The organism is Agromyces litoreus (assembly GCF_040496015.1).
In the GTDB taxonomy this organism is placed as follows: domain Bacteria; phylum Actinomycetota; class Actinomycetes; order Actinomycetales; family Microbacteriaceae; genus Agromyces; species Agromyces litoreus.
Map to the genome: position 1 here is coordinate 244795 of NZ_JBEPKA010000002.1, position 15773 is coordinate 260567.

14 protein-coding genes and 1 riboswitch are annotated in these 15773 nt (G+C 74.0%); of the genes, 10 read left to right on the forward strand and 4 right to left on the reverse strand.

Going from position 1 to position 15773, the window contains the following annotated elements:
* Positions 1 to 162 precede the first annotated feature (162 nt).
* From ABME01_RS02740 to nagB, 5 genes are read left to right on the forward strand one after another with little or no spacing between them, the layout of a single operon-like run.
* On the forward strand, positions 163 to 1158 hold the full coding sequence (locus ABME01_RS02740; RefSeq protein ID WP_353826815.1) for a carbohydrate ABC transporter permease: 996 nt from the start codon (positions 163 to 165) through the stop codon (positions 1156 to 1158).
* A complete protein-coding gene (locus ABME01_RS02745) occupies positions 1155 to 2072 on the forward strand; it encodes a carbohydrate ABC transporter permease (RefSeq protein WP_353826816.1) in 918 nt (305 codons plus the stop codon). The genes ABME01_RS02740 and ABME01_RS02745 overlap by 4 nt, the downstream gene beginning before the upstream one ends.
* A complete protein-coding gene (locus ABME01_RS02750) occupies positions 2069 to 3613 on the forward strand; it encodes a glycoside hydrolase family 3 protein (protein ID WP_353826817.1) in 1545 nt (514 codons plus the stop codon). Before ABME01_RS02745 ends, ABME01_RS02750 begins: the two co-directional genes overlap by 4 nt.
* On the forward strand, positions 3610 to 4548 hold the full coding sequence (locus ABME01_RS02755) for an ROK family protein (protein ID WP_353826818.1): 939 nt from the start codon (positions 3610 to 3612) through the stop codon (positions 4546 to 4548). Before ABME01_RS02750 ends, ABME01_RS02755 begins: the two co-directional genes overlap by 4 nt.
* On the forward strand, positions 4533 to 5318 hold the full coding sequence (gene nagB, locus ABME01_RS02760) for a glucosamine-6-phosphate deaminase (protein WP_353826819.1): 786 nt from the start codon (positions 4533 to 4535) through the stop codon (positions 5316 to 5318). The genes ABME01_RS02755 and nagB overlap by 16 nt, the downstream gene beginning before the upstream one ends.
* Before the next feature lie 22 nt (positions 5319 to 5340).
* On the opposite strand, the gene ABME01_RS02765 is transcribed toward nagB, so the two are convergent.
* The gene (locus ABME01_RS02765; RefSeq protein WP_353826820.1) at positions 5341 to 5934 is read right to left on the reverse strand and encodes a TetR/AcrR family transcriptional regulator; all 594 of its coding nucleotides are present in this window, start codon (positions 5932 to 5934) and stop codon (positions 5341 to 5343) included.
* A gap of 83 nt (positions 5935 to 6017) precedes the next feature.
* Here ABME01_RS02765 and ABME01_RS02770 point away from each other — a divergent pair, with 83 nt between their 5' ends.
* Together ABME01_RS02770 and ABME01_RS02775 are read left to right on the forward strand one after the other, a co-directional pair.
* Positions 6018 to 7253, forward strand: coding sequence for an ABC transporter permease (locus tag ABME01_RS02770; RefSeq protein WP_353826821.1), 1236 nt, complete (start codon positions 6018 to 6020; stop codon positions 7251 to 7253).
* 102 nt (positions 7254 to 7355) lie between these two features.
* Positions 7356 to 7721: a YrdB family protein gene (locus ABME01_RS02775; protein ID WP_353826822.1), complete on the forward strand. Its 366-nt coding sequence runs from the start codon at positions 7356 to 7358 to the stop codon at positions 7719 to 7721.
* A gap of 42 nt (positions 7722 to 7763) precedes the next feature.
* On the opposite strand, the gene purU is transcribed toward ABME01_RS02775, so the two are convergent.
* Positions 7764 to 8642 carry a formyltetrahydrofolate deformylase gene (gene purU, locus ABME01_RS02780; RefSeq protein WP_353826823.1) on the reverse strand — a complete coding sequence of 293 codons (879 nt, stop codon included), beginning with the start codon at positions 8640 to 8642 and terminating at the stop codon, positions 7764 to 7766.
* 153 nt (positions 8643 to 8795) lie between these two features.
* Here purU and ABME01_RS02785 point away from each other — a divergent pair, with 153 nt between their 5' ends.
* Positions 8796 to 10031, forward strand: coding sequence for an MFS transporter (locus ABME01_RS02785; RefSeq protein ID WP_353826824.1), 1236 nt, complete (start codon positions 8796 to 8798; stop codon positions 10029 to 10031).
* A 10-nt stretch (positions 10032 to 10041) separates the two neighbouring features.
* Here the strand turns inward: ABME01_RS02785 and ABME01_RS02790 are convergent, their stop codons facing one another.
* The gene (locus ABME01_RS02790) at positions 10042 to 11529 is read right to left on the reverse strand and encodes a sigma-70 family RNA polymerase sigma factor (RefSeq protein ID WP_353826826.1); all 1488 of its coding nucleotides are present in this window, start codon (positions 11527 to 11529) and stop codon (positions 10042 to 10044) included.
* Between the two features lie 463 nt (positions 11530 to 11992).
* Entirely contained in the window at positions 11993 to 13165 is a 1173-nt protein-coding gene (gene nagA / locus ABME01_RS02795; protein ID WP_353826827.1) for an N-acetylglucosamine-6-phosphate deacetylase, read from the reverse strand.
* A gap of 103 nt (positions 13166 to 13268) precedes the next feature.
* A riboswitch (ZMP/ZTP riboswitch) is annotated at positions 13269 to 13350 on the forward strand.
* 71 nt (positions 13351 to 13421) lie between these two features.
* On the opposite strand from nagA, the gene glyA reads away from it, so the two are divergent.
* Both glyA and ABME01_RS02805 read left to right on the forward strand, forming a co-directional pair.
* A complete protein-coding gene (gene glyA / locus ABME01_RS02800; RefSeq protein ID WP_436407386.1) occupies positions 13422 to 14741 on the forward strand; it encodes a serine hydroxymethyltransferase in 1320 nt (439 codons plus the stop codon).
* 77 nt (positions 14742 to 14818) lie between these two features.
* Complete coding sequence (locus tag ABME01_RS02805) at positions 14819 to 15706, forward strand: bifunctional methylenetetrahydrofolate dehydrogenase/methenyltetrahydrofolate cyclohydrolase (RefSeq protein WP_353826828.1); 888 nt, start codon at positions 14819 to 14821, stop codon at positions 15704 to 15706.
* The last annotated feature ends 67 nt before the right edge of the window (positions 15707 to 15773 follow it).

Here is a 15773-nt window from a genome sequence, read left to right on the forward strand (position 1 = left end):
CTTCCTCGCGGTGCGGCCGCGCTGCACACTCGTCATGTGCGGCCGCACCGATCCTCACCAGGGCCCCGGGCCGGCAGCGCCCCACACACGCTGCCGGCCCGGCACCATGAGCGGGCCCGGCCCGCGGCATCCGTCACCCGCCGTCAGACGCAGGAGCCCCACATGACCACCACCGACACCGGCCTCTCACCGGCCGTGAGCTCGGTCGAGGACGAGCGCATCGTCGCGCCGAACCCCGACCGACCCCGTCGGCGCCGTCCCAGCCGGCGCACCGGCGGCCTCACCCCCTACGCCCTGCTGATCCCCGCCTCGATCGTGCTCGCCGCGATCGTGGGCTGGCCCCTGATCCAGCTGCTGATCACCTCGATGCAGGAGTTCGGCCGCGCACAGGTCTTCGGCGCCCCGCCCGAGTGGGTGTGGTTCCAGAACTACGTCGACGTCCTCACCGACGCCACCTTCTACGAAGTGCTCGGCCGCAGCCTCGTCTTCGCCGCCGCGTGCGTGGTCACCACGATGGTGCTCGGCACCCTCGTCGCCCTCCTCCTGCAGCGCCTGCCCAAGGGCTTCCGGCTCCTGCTCTCGGTGGGCATGCTGCTCGCCTGGGCGATGCCGCCGCTCTCGGCGACCGTCGTGTGGGGGTGGATGTTCGACACCGACTACGGCGTCGTGAACTCGGTGCTCGTCAACGCGTTCGGGCTCGAGCAGTTCAGCCAGCACTCGTGGCTGATCGACCCGCTGAGCTTCTTCTTCGTCGCGGGCGTCATCATCGTCTGGGGGGCGATCCCGTTCGTCGGATTCACCCTGTACGCCGGCCTCACGCAGGTGCCCGACGAGGTGCTCGAGGCGGCCCAGCTCGACGGCGCGGGCGGCTTCTCGCGGTTCCGGCTGATCGTGTTCCCCTACCTGAAGCCGATCTTCCTCATCACCACGATCCTGCAGATCATCTGGGACCTGAAGGTGTTCACCCAGATCTTCGCGCTGCAGGACATCGGGGGCATCCGCGCCCTCACCAACACGCTCGGCGTGTACATCTACCAGGTCTCGATCGCGGGCGGGGACTTCGGCACCGGTGGTGCGATCGCCGTCATCACGGCCATCATCCTGATGACCGTCTCGCTCTACTACGTCCGCCAGGTCATCAAGGAGGAGGAGCTGTGAGCGCCGCCACCGCCATCGCGCCCCGTACCGCGGGCGCCCCGGCCCCGAAGACCGCCCCCGCGCGCCGGTCCCGCGGCCGAAAGCGCCTCTCGACCGCGCTCTGGAGCGCGCTCTCGGTCGCCCTCTTCGCGCTGTTCTCCTTCCCCGTCTACTGGATGGTGAACACCTCGCTGCAGCCCAACAACGAGATCCGCGGCTCCGAGATCCACTTCTGGCCCGACAACTTCACGCTCCGCAACTACGCGACGGTGCTCTTCGACCCGGGCCGCACGCCCTTCGCGCCGGCCGCGGTGAACTCGCTCATCGTGACCCTCACGACCGTGCTCGTCGCACTCGTGTTCGCGTTCCTCGCGGCCGTCGCCGTCACCCGGTTCCGGTTCCGGAGCCGTCGCGGGTTCATCGTGATGATCCTCGTGATCCAGATGATCCCCGGCGAGGCGATGATCGTGTCGATCTTCCGGGTCATCGACGGATGGCAGTTGCTGAACACGCTGATCGGCCTCACGATCGTGTACGTGGCGACCGTGCTGCCGTTCACGATCTGGACCCTGAGGGGATTCGTCAACGGCGTCCCCGCCGACCTCGAGGAGGCGGCGATGATCGACGGCTGCTCGCGCGCCGGGGCGTTCTGGCGGGTCACCTTCCCGCTGCTCGCGCCGGGCCTGGTCGCCACGGGCGTGTTCGGCTTCATCCAGGCCTGGAACGAGTTCGTCATCGCGCTGGTGCTGAACGCCCGGCCCGAGATGATGACGCTTCCCGTGTGGCTGCGCACGTTCCTCGTCGCCAACGGCACCACGAACTGGGCCGCGATCATGGCGGGTTCCACGCTCATGGCGATCCCGGTCGTGATCTTCTTCCTCATCGTGCAGGGCCGGATGACCAGCGGCCTCGTGAGCGGGGCGGTCAAGGGATGAGCGGGGCGACCGCGGACCGCGTGACGCCGGAGCTGCGCCGCGACGTCCTGACGACCCTGCTGCCCGGCTTCGCAGGCCCGGAGGCGCCCGAGTGGCTGCTGCGGCTGCTGCGAGAGGGACTCGGCGGCGTGTGCGTGTTCGCCACGAACGTGCACTCGTCCGAGCAGCTCGCCGGCCTCACGGCCGCGCTGCGCGCGGCGAACCCGCACGCGGTCGTCGCGATCGACGAGGAGGGCGGTGACGTCACGCGGCTCTTCGCCGACCGCGGCGCGCCCTACCCCGGCAACGCGGTGCTCGGCCGCATCGACGACGTCGAGCTCACCCGCGCGGTCGGCCGCGCCGTCGGCGAGGCGATCGCGGCCACCGGCTGCACGATGACCTTCGGACCCGACGCCGACATCAACTCGAACGCGCAGAACCCGGTGATCGGCGTCCGCAGCTTCGGCGCCGAGCCCGGCCCGGTCGCTCGGCACACCGCGGCGTGGGTGCAGGGGGTGCAGTCGGCCGGCGTCGACGCGAGCGCGAAGCACTTCCCCGGCCACGGCGACACCGCCACCGACTCGCACCTCGCGCTGCCGGTCGTCGACCTGCCGCTCGAGCAGCTGCACGAGCGCGAGCTCGAGCCGTTCCGCGCCGCGATCGCGGCGGGGACGCGCTCGATCATGACGAGCCACATCCTGCTCCCGCAGCTCGACGCGGAGCATCCCGCCACCCTGTCTCGCCGCATCCTGCACGGCCTGCTCCGCGGCGAGCTGGGGTTCGAGGGCGTCATCGTCTCCGATGCGCTCGACATGGCCGGGGCGAGCGGCGGGCGCGGCATCCCTGAGGCTGCCGTGCTCGCGCTCGCCGCCGGCTGCGACCTCCTCTGCATCGGCACCGACAACTCCGGGGCGCAGATGGAGGAGATCGCGCAGGCGATCCTCGACGCGGTCGCCGCGGGCCGGCTCCCCGCCGAACGCGTGGCCGAGGCGGCCGCGCGCGTGCGCGGGCTCGCCGTCGCCCACGGGGCGTCGAGGGACGCCGCTGCCCGGGCGGAGTCCCCGGCCCGGCTGCCCGCGGACCTCGACGCGCGGGTGCGCGCCGCCTTCGACGTCGGACCCGCCGCCCGCGCGCGCCTCGGGTCGAGTCGCGCGGTCGGGACCGTCGTCCGGGTCGAGACCGTCGCGAACATCGCGGTCGGTGCCGTGCCCTGGGGGCCGTTCGCGCTCACCGCCGTGCCCGATGCCGACCGGCCGGCGCCGGACTGGCTGGCGGATGCCGCCGAGGTCGTGCTCGACGCCTCCGCGCCGCTGCCCGACCCCGCCACGCTCGCCGGGCCGGTGCTCGTCATCGGCAAGGACCTGCATCGCCACGCGTTCGCCGTCGAGGCGATCGATCGGCTCCGGGCCACGCGCGACGACGTCGTGACGGTCGACATGGGCTGGCCGAGCGAGGACCGGGCGTACGCGGACCTCGCGACCTTCGGCGCGTCCCGTGGCGTCGCGGCGACGTTCGCCGACCTCGTCGCCGAGGGCCTGACGGAACCGTCGGAGGTCTCGTGAGGCTCGGGATCGACATCGGCGGCACGAAGACCGCCGCCGTCGCGATCGGCGAGGACGGCGAGCTCAGCGACCAGGTGCGCATGCCGACCGGGTTCGGCGCCGAGGCGGTCGTCGCGACCGCACTGCGGACAGTCGAGCGGATGTCCGAACTCGCCGGCGTCGACGCCGCCGAGTTCCAGTCGATCGGCATCGGCATCCCCGGATCGGTCGACGGCACGAGCGGGCGGGTGACCCACGCCGTGAACCTGGGCCTCGAGGGACTCGACCTCGGCCCACGGCTCTCCGACCGGCTCGGCGTCGAGGTGCGCATCGAGAACGACGTGAAGGCCGCGGCGCTCGGCGCCCACCACCTCCTCGGCGTCGCCGACGGGTTCCGGGCGCACTCGATGGCCTACCTCAACCTCGGCACCGGGCTCGCCGCCGGGATCGTGCTCGACGGGCACCTGCTCCGCGGCGGACGCGGCGTCGCCGGCGAGATCGGGCACATCCCCGTCGACCCCGCCGGCGAGCGATGCGCCTGCGGGCAGCGCGGCTGCCTCGAGACGCTCGCGTCGGGCTCCGCCCTGGCCACGCTCTGGCCGACCGGCCACCGGCACCCCGCGGTCGACCTCTTCGACCGGGCCGACGCGGGGGAGCCCGCGGCGGTCGCCGTCCGCGAGCGGTTCCTCACCGGCGTGGCCGCGGCCGTCCGGCTCCTCGCGCTTACCACCGACGTCGACGACATCGTCATCGGCGGCGGGCTGGCGGCCCTCGGCGAACGCCTGCTCGCCGGCACCCGCGGCGTGCTCGCCGCGTGGGCGCAGGAGTCCGCGTTCCTCGCCTCGCTCGACCTGCCCAGACGCGTGCAGGTCATCCCGCGCGGTTTCCCCGCGGCTGCCGTCGGCGCCGCGCTCATCGGAGAGGACCAGGAGGCGCCGGCATGGCAGAGATCGTGATCGTCCGCGACGAGCAGGAGGCGGGCGAGCTCGCCGCGTCGGCGATCACGGAGCTCGTCGGCTCCCGTCCCGACGCCGTGCTCGGACTCGCGACCGGGTCGACCCCGCTCTCGACCTACCGCGCGCTCGCACGACGCATCGCCGACGAGGCCCTCGACGTCTCGGGCGTGCGCGGCTTCGCGCTCGACGAGTACGTGGGCCTGCCCGCGGGACATCCCGAGGGCTACCGCCAGGTCATCACGCGCGAGGTCGTCGAGCCGCTCGGGCTGACACCCGAGCTCGTGCGCGTGCCGAACGGCGATCCCGCCGGCATCCGCACGGCCGCCGAGGACTACGACGCGGCCATCCTCGACGCCGGCGGCGTCGACCTGCAGATCCTCGGCATCGGGCGCACCGGGCACATCGGCTTCAACGAGCCCGGCTCGTCGCTCGCCTCGCGAACGCGGGTGAAGACGCTCACCGAGCCCACCCGCATCGACAACGCGCGCTTCTTCGACTCGATCGACGACGTCCCGATGCACTGCATCACGCAGGGCATCGGGACCATCCTCGAGGCACGGCACCTCGTGCTGCTCGCCTTCGGGGAGGCCAAGGCCGAGGCGCTCGCCGCGGCCGTCGAGGGCCCGGTCTCGGCGAGCCAGCCCGGCTCGGCGATCCAGCTGCACCCGCACGCGACGGTGATCGCCGACGAGGCCGCGGCCGCGCGGCTCGCGCACGCCGACTACTACCGGTACGCGTGGGCGAACAAGCCGGAGTGGCAGGGGATCTGAGCGCGCGCCTCCCGGGCGCCGGTCAGTGGGCGAGCGCCTCGCCGAGCGCGGCGAGGTAGCTCGCCTCGTCGAAGTCGTCGAGCAGGGCGCGCTGGAGGACGAAGCCGGGCGCCGCCGAGAGGATCACGGGCGTCACGCGCTCGGCCCAGGCGTCCGGGTCTCCGTCGACGCGATCGGGTCGGGTCCGCGCCCAGTCGGCGAGCTGCGAGCTGATCGCGGCCCGCAGCCGCAGGAACACCCCCTGCACGAGTTCGCGGATCTCCCGGTCGACGATCGCCTCGGCCCAGAGCTGGGGGAGGAGGTCGCTGAACGGCTCGGTCCGGATGCCCGCGAGCAGCGTCGCGACGACCTCGCCGGGAGCGAGCGGACCCTCGCCGCGGCGGCGCCGGTCGAGTTCGATCCGGCGCGATTCGAGCACGCGGGCGGCCGCCGCCGCGAAGAGCTCCTTCTTGCCGTCGGGGAAGTTGCCGTAGATCGCACCCGCGGAGAGTCCCGAGGCCTCGACGAGGTCGGCGATCGACGTCTTGGCGTAGCCGCGTTCGGCGAAGCACTTGAGCGCCACGTCGAGGATCTCCTCGCGCCGCGCCGCGCGGTACTGCTCGCTCACCTTGGGCATCGGCATCCTCCCGTCGCTTGACGATCCTACGTCGCAGGTCCATTATAAAGAACGAGCATTCGTTTTTTATGAAGGAGCCGCCCATGTCCTCCCACACCACGCAACGGACGCCGATGGCTCGCGCCGTCGGCATCGGCGCCGTGCTCTCGCTCGTCGTCGGCGTCATCCTGCTCGCCTTCGCCTGGCCGTCCGTCACCGCCGATCCGAAGGACCTGCCGGTGGGCGTGGTCGGCGCCGACGACGCGGTGAGTCAGGTCGAGGAGCGCATCGCCGACGAGGCCGACGGAGCCATCGCGCTCGAGCGCTACGACGACCGCGACGCCGCCGTCGCCGCGATCGAGCAGCGCGAGGTCTACGGGGCCGTCGTGCTCGGCGACTCGCCCAGCCAGGCGCCCGAGGTGCTGATCGCCACCGCGGCGAATTCCGCCGTGGCGCAGCAGCTCACCGGCTTCGCCCAGCAGCTGCAGGCGGGCATCGACGAGCAGGTGCGGGCCGCCCTGCCCGAGCAGCTCCAGCAGGTGATCGAGGCGGCCGTGACGGCCGCGGTCGCCCAGGCGACCGGACAGGCGGGCGGCGGCGAGGCCCCGGCCGCACCGTCGGCGCCCGAGCTCCCGCAGGTCACGGTGACGGTGACCGACGTCGTCCCGCTCGCCGACACCGACCCGCGGGGCACCGGCCTCGCGGTGGCGATGTTCCCGCTCGTGCTCGGTGGCATGCTCGGCGGCATCGCGATCTCGCTGGCTGTGATCGGCGCCATGCGCAGGGTCGCCGCCGTGGTCGCCTACGCCGTCGCCGCGGGGCTCGTCCTCGCCGGCATCCTCCAGGGCTGGTTCGGCGCGCTGCAGGGCGACTACTGGGTCAATGCCGGCGCCATCGCGCTCGCCGTGGCGGCGATCGCCGCGCCCATCACGGGGCTCGTCGCGATCATGGGTCGCGCGGGCATCGGCGTCGGCGCCGTGCTGTTCATCCTCGTGGCGAACCCGATCTCGGCTGCCACGGTGCCAATGGAGTTCCTGGTCGCGCCGTGGGGCGCGATCGGCCAGTGGTTCCCGCCCGGGGCGGCCGCGACGCTCCTGCGCGACCTGTCCTACTTCCCGGACGCGCCCATGGCATTCCCGTGGCTCGTCCTCGCGGGCTGGGCGCTCGCCGGCATCCTGCTCTCGCTCGTCGGCCACTTCCGCACCGCGGGCGGCGCCGAGTCCGACGAGGAGGCCGCCCACGCCGACGAGGAGCTCGCGGCCGAGGGCGAGGCCGACGCGGAGCGGACGCACGCGGGCTCGCCCGCCGCGCCGGAGCGCGACACGACCGCCGTCGGCTGACACCCGGGCGAGCGCAGCTCGCCGCACCCGCCTCGCGCCGCGGCATCCCACGACGGATGCCGCGGCGCGACCGCGCGGCGGGCGCGGTTAGGCTTGAACCTCGTGAACGACGCCACGCCCGAGCCGACCCCGACGGTCGGCGCCAACGACCTGCTGCGCTTCCTCCTCGAGATCTTCGCGATCGTCACGCTCGCGATCTTCGGGTTCACCGCGTTCGAGCTCCCGTGGCCGGGCGTGCTCCTCGGCATCGGGCTCCCGCTGCTCGCCATCCTGCTGTGGGGGCTGTTCCGCTCGCCGAAGGCGGTGTTCCACGTCGACCCGTTCGTGAAGGCCCTCGTCGAGATCGCCGTCTTCTCGACCGCGGCCATCGCCTGGTGGATCATGGGGCAGCCGGTGATCGCGGTCGTCTTCGCGGTCGTCGCCGCCGTCAGCGGCATCATCAACGGTCGTCGCGAGCTCCGCGCCTGACCCGCGGCGGGGCGGCTCGATCGCGACGCGCCGGCACCGTCCTCAGCGGAAGATGACGGTGCGCTGCCCGTCGAGCAGCACGCGCCGCTCCGCGAACCACTTCACGGCCTGCGAGAGGGTCCGGCTCTCCTCGTCCTGTCCGATCGCCACGAGTTCGGCGACCGACCGGGTGTGATCGACTCGCACGACGTTCTGCTCGATGATCGGCCCCTCGTCGAGGTCGCTCGTGACGAAGTGCGCGGTCGCACCGATGAGCTTGACGCCGCGGGCGTGGGCCTGCCGGTAGGGGTTCGCACCCTTGAAGCCCGGCAGGAACGAGTGGTGGATGTTGATGCACCGGCCGGCGAGCGCGTCGCACAGCTCGGGCGAGAGGATCTGCATGTACCGCGCGAGCACCACGAGCTCGATGTCGTGCTCCTCGACCGCCTCGAGGATCCGCCGCTCGAACTCGGCCTTCGTCTCCGGCGAGGTGACCGGGGCCGACTCGAACGGCACGCCGTAGAAGTCGACGAGGTCGCGGAGCGTGCCGTGGTTCGAGCGGACGAGCGGGATCTCGATCGGCAGCTGGCCCGCGTGCTGGCGGAACAGGAGGTCGTTCACGCAGTGGCCCGCCGTGGAGGCGAGCACCAGGGTGCGCAGCGGGCGGCCCACCTCGTCGACGTGCAGCTCCATGCCCCAGCGCTCGGCGACCGGCGCGAGCGCGGCCTCGAGCTCGGCACGGTCCGCCGGCGACTCGACCTGCACGCGCATGAAGAAGCGCCCGGTGTCGTGGCTGGCGAACTGCTGGCTCTCGGTGATGTTGCCGCGCGCGGAGACGATCGCCCCGCTGACCGCGTGCACGATCCCCGGTCCGTCGGTGCAGCTCAGCGTGATCACCCAGTGGTACAGGTGCGGGCTGTGCGGCTCGGACTCCGTGGTCATCCGCACAGCGTACCGTCCGGCATCCGCTCAGGCGGAGCCGGGTACACTGGCTCGCGGTCGACGGACTCCGCCGGCCCCGGGCGCGCACGTGAGCGCGTAGTCGACCCGCCGCAGGCCAGGCCGCGAGCGGGGAACGCCGTCGGATGAACTCTCATGCCGATCACCGAATCGTCGCGCCCCGGCGCGACCACCATGCCCTGGCGGGCGCTCGTCGCCCTCGCCTCGGCCGTCTTCCTGTCCATCACCATCGAGATGCTCCCGACGGGCCTCCTGCCCGAGATGAGCGCCGAGCTGGGCGTGGGCGCCCCGCTCGTGGGACTGCTCGTCTCGGTCTTCGCGTTCGCGGTGGTCGTGTCCTCGGCGCCGCTGACGGCGCTGCTGCGCCGCGTGCCGCGGCGCACCCTGATGACCGTCGTGCTCGTCGTGCTCGGCCTCACGACCGCCGCGTCGGCGCTCGTGCCGGAGTACTGGATGCTCGTCTCCGTGCGCGTCGCGGGCGGCGTCGCGCACGGCCTGTTCTGGGCGCTCGTCGGCGCCTACCCGGCCCGCCTCGTCGGCGAGGCGCACCTCGGCCGCGCGGTGTCCGTCGTCCTCGGCGGCGGCACGATCGCGCTCATCGCGGGCGTTCCGCTCGCGACCGCGCTCGGTCAGGCCCTCGGATGGCGCTGGGCGTTCGGCGTCGTCGCGCTGCTGACGCTCGCGGGCGCGGTCCTCGTGCGACTCGTGCTGCCGGCGGACGGCGCGACGCGCGCGGTCTCCACCGCCACCGGCTCGGTCGTCGCGACCGGTGCCGTTCCGGCGGTGGGCCGCACGTCGATGCGCGCCGTGCTCGCGGTCTGCGTCGTCACCGCGATCGTCATGATCGGGCAGTACGCCGCGCTCACCTACGTCGCACCGCTGCTCACCGACGTGGTCGGCGTCTCGCCCGCCGCGGTCGCGCCCCTGCTGTTCGCCTCGGGCCTCGCCGGCGCGGCGGGCCTCATGGTGGCGGGCAGCGCGATCGCCAGGGACAGCGCGCGGGCGCTGGTCGTCGCGATGACGCTGCTCGCCGTGGCGCTCGTCGCGATCGCCGCGGAGCCGGGCCTCTGGGCGGGGATCATCGCCTACACCGCGTGGGGCTTCGCCTTCGGCGCGATCCCGCCGCTGCTGCAGACGCGCCTGCTCCAGGCCGCGCCGCCGGAGCGTCGCGACGCCGCGAGCGCCTTCTACACCACGGCCTTCAACGTGGGGATCGGCGGCGGCGCGCTCGTCGGGTCGCTCCTCTATGGCGCATTCGGCGTGGGCTCGGTGCCCGTCGCCTACGCGGCCCTGCTCGTGGTCGCCATGGTCGTCGTGGTCGCGTCGGCGCGTGCCGCGCGCGCCCGCGCGGCCGTCGCGGCCGGCGCGTAGCACCGCCGGCTCAGGCGTAGCGCGCGCTCGCCGTCCACTTGTGGTTGGCCGGCGCGAGCAGCTCGAGCCGGGTCGTGCCCGTGGCGTCGATCGTGACGGTCGCGAACGGCACGCCGTCGGCGAGCAGCTCGACGACGGATCCGGGCTCGCCCGTGACGGTCAGCGTGAGGGCGGACCCGTGGGCGTCGGCGACGAGTCCGGGCGCGGCCGGCTCCGGCTCGGGTGCGGGCTCCGGCTCGGGTGCGGGCTCCGGTGCGGGCTTCGGGAGTGCCTCCGCGGCGAGCGGCGCGGGAGCCGGCACCACCGGCTCCGGTGCGGCCGGTTCCGGCGCGGGCGGTGCCGGCTGCGGCGCCGGGGGCGCCGGGTCGACGATCGGCTCCACCGTCGCCTCCTCCGTGGCGACGACGTCCACGACGTGGACCGGCGGCCCCAGCGCCGTGCGCGACTCCGCCGCGGCGGCCGGGGGCTCGACGAGCTCGGAATCGGTCGACAGCAGCGGCAGCACGAGCAGCGCCGCGGTGGTCGCCGCGACGAGCGCCGCGCCGCCGACGCCGGCGCCGACCGCGAGCGAGCCGCCCGCCGCCCCGCCCGCGGACGACGCGACGGCCGACGTCGTCGCGCCGGCGCCCGCCGTCCCGCCGAGCGCCCCAGCGCCGGACGCCCCGGATCCCATCGTCGCCGCGGCTCCAGCCGCGGCCGATGCCGTGACGGTCGTCGTCGTCGCGAGCCAGGCGCCGTAGGCGGTCGCTGCGGCCGTGCCCGCGGCCAGCGGGAGCATCACGACCATGAGGCGCGATCCGACCTCCCGGGCCTCCGCGGCGACGACCGTGCACCGCGCGCAGCCGTCGAGGTGCGCCTCGAGCCTCGCCGTGTCGCGTGCGCGGAGCCGTCCGCGCAGGTACGGCCCGAGCCGGTCGACGCTCCACCCGCACTCGGGTTCGAGGTGCGCATCGGCGAGGTGGGCTCGGATCCACTCCTGGCGCAGGCCCTCGCGGGCCCGGTAGGCGAGCGCGGCGGTCGCGTTCGCGGTCATGCCGAGCAGTGGCGCGATGCGCGCGGGCGACATCCGCTCGACCTCGGCGTACCAGAGCACCTCCTGCCAGCGCGCGGGCAGCGCCCGGAACGCCTTCGCCGTCGTGGAGCGGTCGAACTCCTCGAGCGCCGCGGCGTCGGCCGTGGCGGGGTCGGCGACCTCGTCGAGCGTGTCGAGCGCCTGCTCGCGCGCGGCGCGCGCCCAACTCGTCGCGGTGTTCCGGATCGTCGTGAACAGGTAGGGGCGGAACGCCGAGGTCGGCCCGTCGCCCGCGCCGATGGCCTCGAAGATGCGCGCGAAGGCCTCGGCGACCAGGTCGTCGGCGTCGAGCGTCGTGTACGAGCGGGCGACGGTCCGGGCGGACGCCTCGTGGCGGCGCCACAGTTGCCCGTACGCGTCGCGGTCGCCGGCCCGGGTCGCGTCGATGAGTTCCGCGTCCGCGCGGCCGTGGCGTGCTGGGGACACGGGCCCTCCTCTCGTCCGGGCGCGCGGGCGCGCCGATCCGGCGCGGGTGCCGTCGGGTGCCGGTGGGTGCCGGCCGGTCGCGCGCGTCGCGATCATTCCACCAGATCGCGTCGGTCGTCCGTGGCACGATCCGCTCACGATCGCCGGATCGGCCCGGATCACGCCGCCTCGCGTCATGATTCCGCGGCGCGTGCGTCTCTCAGGTGAGCGACCGCATCGGGAAAGGGGCCGGCCGGTCGCTCCGACCGTCGTCGCGCGGGCCGAGACCGCGTGCGCCACCCGGGCCGGATGGCGCACCCGTCCGGGCGACGGCGGTCGGGGGTGGCGCCCGGACCGCGTCGGGGGCGGCGCGGACCGGCGACCGGGACGGGTGCGGAGGCGAGGGCGACGGGCCTCCGCCCCTCCCGTGACCGGGTCGCGACAGCTCCGCGACGGGCGCCGTCGGTCCGGACTCGGCGGCGGGTCAGGCGATCCGCTCGCCCGCGCCCCAGACCGCGTCGACGGCGAGGTCGGCGTCGAGCAGCACCGCGTCGGCCGCGAATCCCACGTCGAGCCGGCCGAGGTCGCCCGCGCGCCCGATCGCCGACGCCGGGGTCACGGTCAGCGCGTCGACGACCTCGTGCAGCGGCACCCCCGCGTCGACGACCGCGCGGCGCAGCGCCTCGTCCTGCGTGAGCGTCGATCCGGCGATCGCGCCCGACTCGGTTAGCCGCGCGACGCCGTCGCGCACCGTGACCGCGAGGGATCCGAGCACGTAGTCGCCGTCGGCGGCGCCGGCGGCCGCCATCGCGTCCGTCACCAGCGCGACCCGCCCGTGTGCGCCGTCGAAGGCGAGCCGCACCACGTCCGGATGCACGTGCACCCCGTCGTCGATGACCTCGAGGGTCACGTGGTCGGCGCGCATCGCGGCGACGACCGGGCCCGGGGCCCGGTGGTGGATGCCGCGCATGCCGTTGAACGCATGCGTGAGGATCGATGCGCCCGCGTCGAAGGCCCGCAGCGCCGTGTCGAAGTCCGCGCCCGTGTGGCCGACCGCGACGGCGACGCCGGCCTCGACGAACCTCGTGATCGCGTCATCGGCGCCGTCGTGCTCGGGGGCGATCGTGACCTGCCGCAGCGTGCCGCCGGCGGCGTCGAGCAGCCGGTCGACCGCGATCGCGTCCGCCTGGCGCAGCATGACCGGGTCGTGCGCGCCGCGGAAGTCGTGGTCGAGGAACGGGCCCTCCAGGTGGGCGCCGAGCACGCGCTGGTCGGACGCCGCGACGCGGGCGATCGCCGCCAGGCGGTCGGCGAGCACCTCGACCGGCGCCGTCACGAGCGAGCACACCGTCCGCGTGGTGCCGTGCGCGCGATGCACCTCGAGCGCCTGAGCGATCGCCGCCTCGCCGTCGTCGAAGGCCGCTCCGCCGCCGCCGTGGCAGTGGATGTCGACGAATCCGGGAGTGAGCCAGCGGCCGGCGGCATCCGTCACCTGCGCGGCCGGCCGGGACCGCAGCTCCGGTGCGTCGCGCCAGGTGTCGCCCAGGCCGCGCGCCGCGATGCGGTCGCCGTCGAACGCGACCCACGCGTCCTGCACCGTGTCGCCGCCGGAGACGAGCCGGGCGGAGTGGATGACGGTGGTCGGCGCGCTGCTCATCGGGCCACGATATCGCCGTGGGCGTCCCGGCGGACGGCGTGCGGCCCGCCCGCCGGACGCGTGCCGACACGTGGGCGTGGCCCCCGGCATCCGTTGGTATGCTGGGCCGCGTCGCGACTGGCGTTGAGATGGGTGACCATCGGGGAGCGACTGGCACGGACCGACCGCACGCCTGGGCCGGTACGCGAGGCCTCGTGGCGCGAGTCGCGCGAGGCGTATTCCGCAGGTCCGCATGTCATCTTCGAAGGAGCCAGTCTTGGCCGAGTCCCTCACCACCGACGCCCCCGCCGACGCCGTCGCGGGCGCCGCGTCCGTCTTCAACCAGCCCCTCGCCGAGGTGGACCCCGAGATCGCCGAGGTCCTCGAGCAGGAGCTGAACCGCCAGCGCACCACGCTCGAGATGATCGCGAGCGAGAACTTCGTGCCCGTCTCGGTGCTGCAGTCGCAGGGCTCGGTACTCACCAACAAGTACGCCGAGGGCTACCCCGGCCGTCGCTACTACGGCGGGTGCGAGTTCGTCGACGTCGCCGAGAACCTCGCGATCCAGCGCGCGAAGAGCCTCTTCGGCGCCGAGTACGCGAACGTCCAGCCGCACTCGGGCGCCACGGCGAACGCCGCCGTGCTCTCCGCCATCGCCACGCCGGGCGACACGATCCTCGGCCTCGAGCTCGCGCACGGCGGTCACCTGACCCACGGCATGAAGCTGAACTTCTCGGGCAAGCTCTACAACGCCGTCGCCTACGGCGTCGATCCCGAGACCTTCGAGGTCGACATGGACGTCGTGCGCGAGAAGGCGCACGAGCACAAGCCGCAGGTCATCATCGCCGGCTGGTCGGCCTACCCCCGCCAGCTCGACTTCGCCGCGTTCCGCGAGATCGCCGACGAGGTCGGTGCGAAGCTCTGGGTCGACATGGCGCACTTCGCCGGCCTCGTGGCCGCGGGCCTGCACCCGAACCCGGTGCCGCACGCCGACGTGGTCTCCTCGACCGTGCACAAGACGATCGGCGGCCCCCGCTCGGGCTTCATCCTCTCGCGCGACATGGAGCTGGCGAAGAAGCTCAACTCGAACGTGTTCCCCGGCCAGCAGGGCGGCCCGCTCATGCACGTGATCGCGGCCAAGGCCACCGCGTTCAAGATCGCGGCCTCGGCGGAGTTCAAGGACCGCCAGGAGCGGACGGTGCGCGGCGCCCGGATCCTCGCCGAGCGCCTGGTCGCCGAGGACTCCCGCGCCGCGGGCGTCGACGTGCTCACCGGCGGCACCGACGTGCACCTCGTGCTCGCCGACCTGCGCACCTCCGAGCTCGACGGCCAGCAGGCCGAGGACCGCCTGCACGAGGTCGGCATCACCGTGAACCGCAACGCAGTGCCGTTCGACCCCCGCCCGCCGATGGTCACCTCGGGCCTGCGCATCGGCACGCCGGCGCTGGCCACCCGCGGCTTCGGCGACGCCGAGTTCACCGAGGTCGCCGACGTCATCGCGCTCGCGCTCCAGTCGGACCCGGATGTCGCGGCGCTCGGCGCGCGCGTCGAGGCCCTGACCGACGCGTTCCCGCTCTACCCGGGCCTGCAGCAGTAGCCCGATCCGTCCGGCCCGGGGCGCGCCCCGGGCCGGACGCCACCCTGCACCGCCATCCGCTCGGAAGAGGTACCCGAATGACCGCCATCACCCTCGACGGCGTCGCGACCGCGGCGGCCGTGAAGTCCGAGCTGACCTCGCGCATCGACGACCTGCGCTCGAACGGCATCGTGCCGGGCCTCGGCACCCTGCTCGTCGGCGACGACCCGGCTTCGCGCTCGTACGTCGCCGGCAAGCACCGCGACTGCGCCGAGGTCGGCATCGAGTCGATCCGCGTCGACCTGCCCTCCTCCGCCACGACCGCCGACGTGCGCGCCGCGATCCGCGACCTCAACTCGGCCCGCGAGGTGACCGGCTACATCGTGCAGCTGCCGCTGCCCGCCGGGCACGACGAGAACGCGATGCTCGAGCTCATCGACCCCGACAAGGACGCCGACGGACTGCACCCGACGAACCTCGGCCGCCTCGTGCTCGGCATCGAGGGCGAGCTGCGCTCGCCGCTGCCCTGCACCCCCGCCGGCATCGTCGAGATGCTCCAGCGCTACGACGTCCCGATCCGCGGACGCCACGTCGCCGTGATCGGCCGCGGACTCACGGTCGGCCGCCCGCTCGGCCTGCTCTTCACCCGCAAGGGGCTCGACGCGACCGTGACGCTCACGCACTCGCGCACCGTCGACCTGGCCGAGGAGGTGCGCCGCGCCGACATCGTCGTGGCCGCCGTCGGCGTGCCGCACATGGTCAAGCCCGACTGGATCAAGCCGGGCGCCGCCGTGCTCGACGTCGGCATCACCCGCGTCGCCGACGAGGAGACCGGCAGGGGCCGGCTCACCGGCGACGTCGACCCCGGCGTCGCCGAGGTCGCGGGCCACCTCTCGCCGAATCCCGGCGGTGTGGGCCCGATGACCCGCGCCATGCTGCTCGCCAACGTCGTGAAGGCCGCCGAGGTCAAGCTGCACGGGCGCTGACCCGCCGGGGTGCGGCATCCACCGGCCGCCTGAGCGTCGACGCCCGTTCACCCGGCGTGCACCCGGT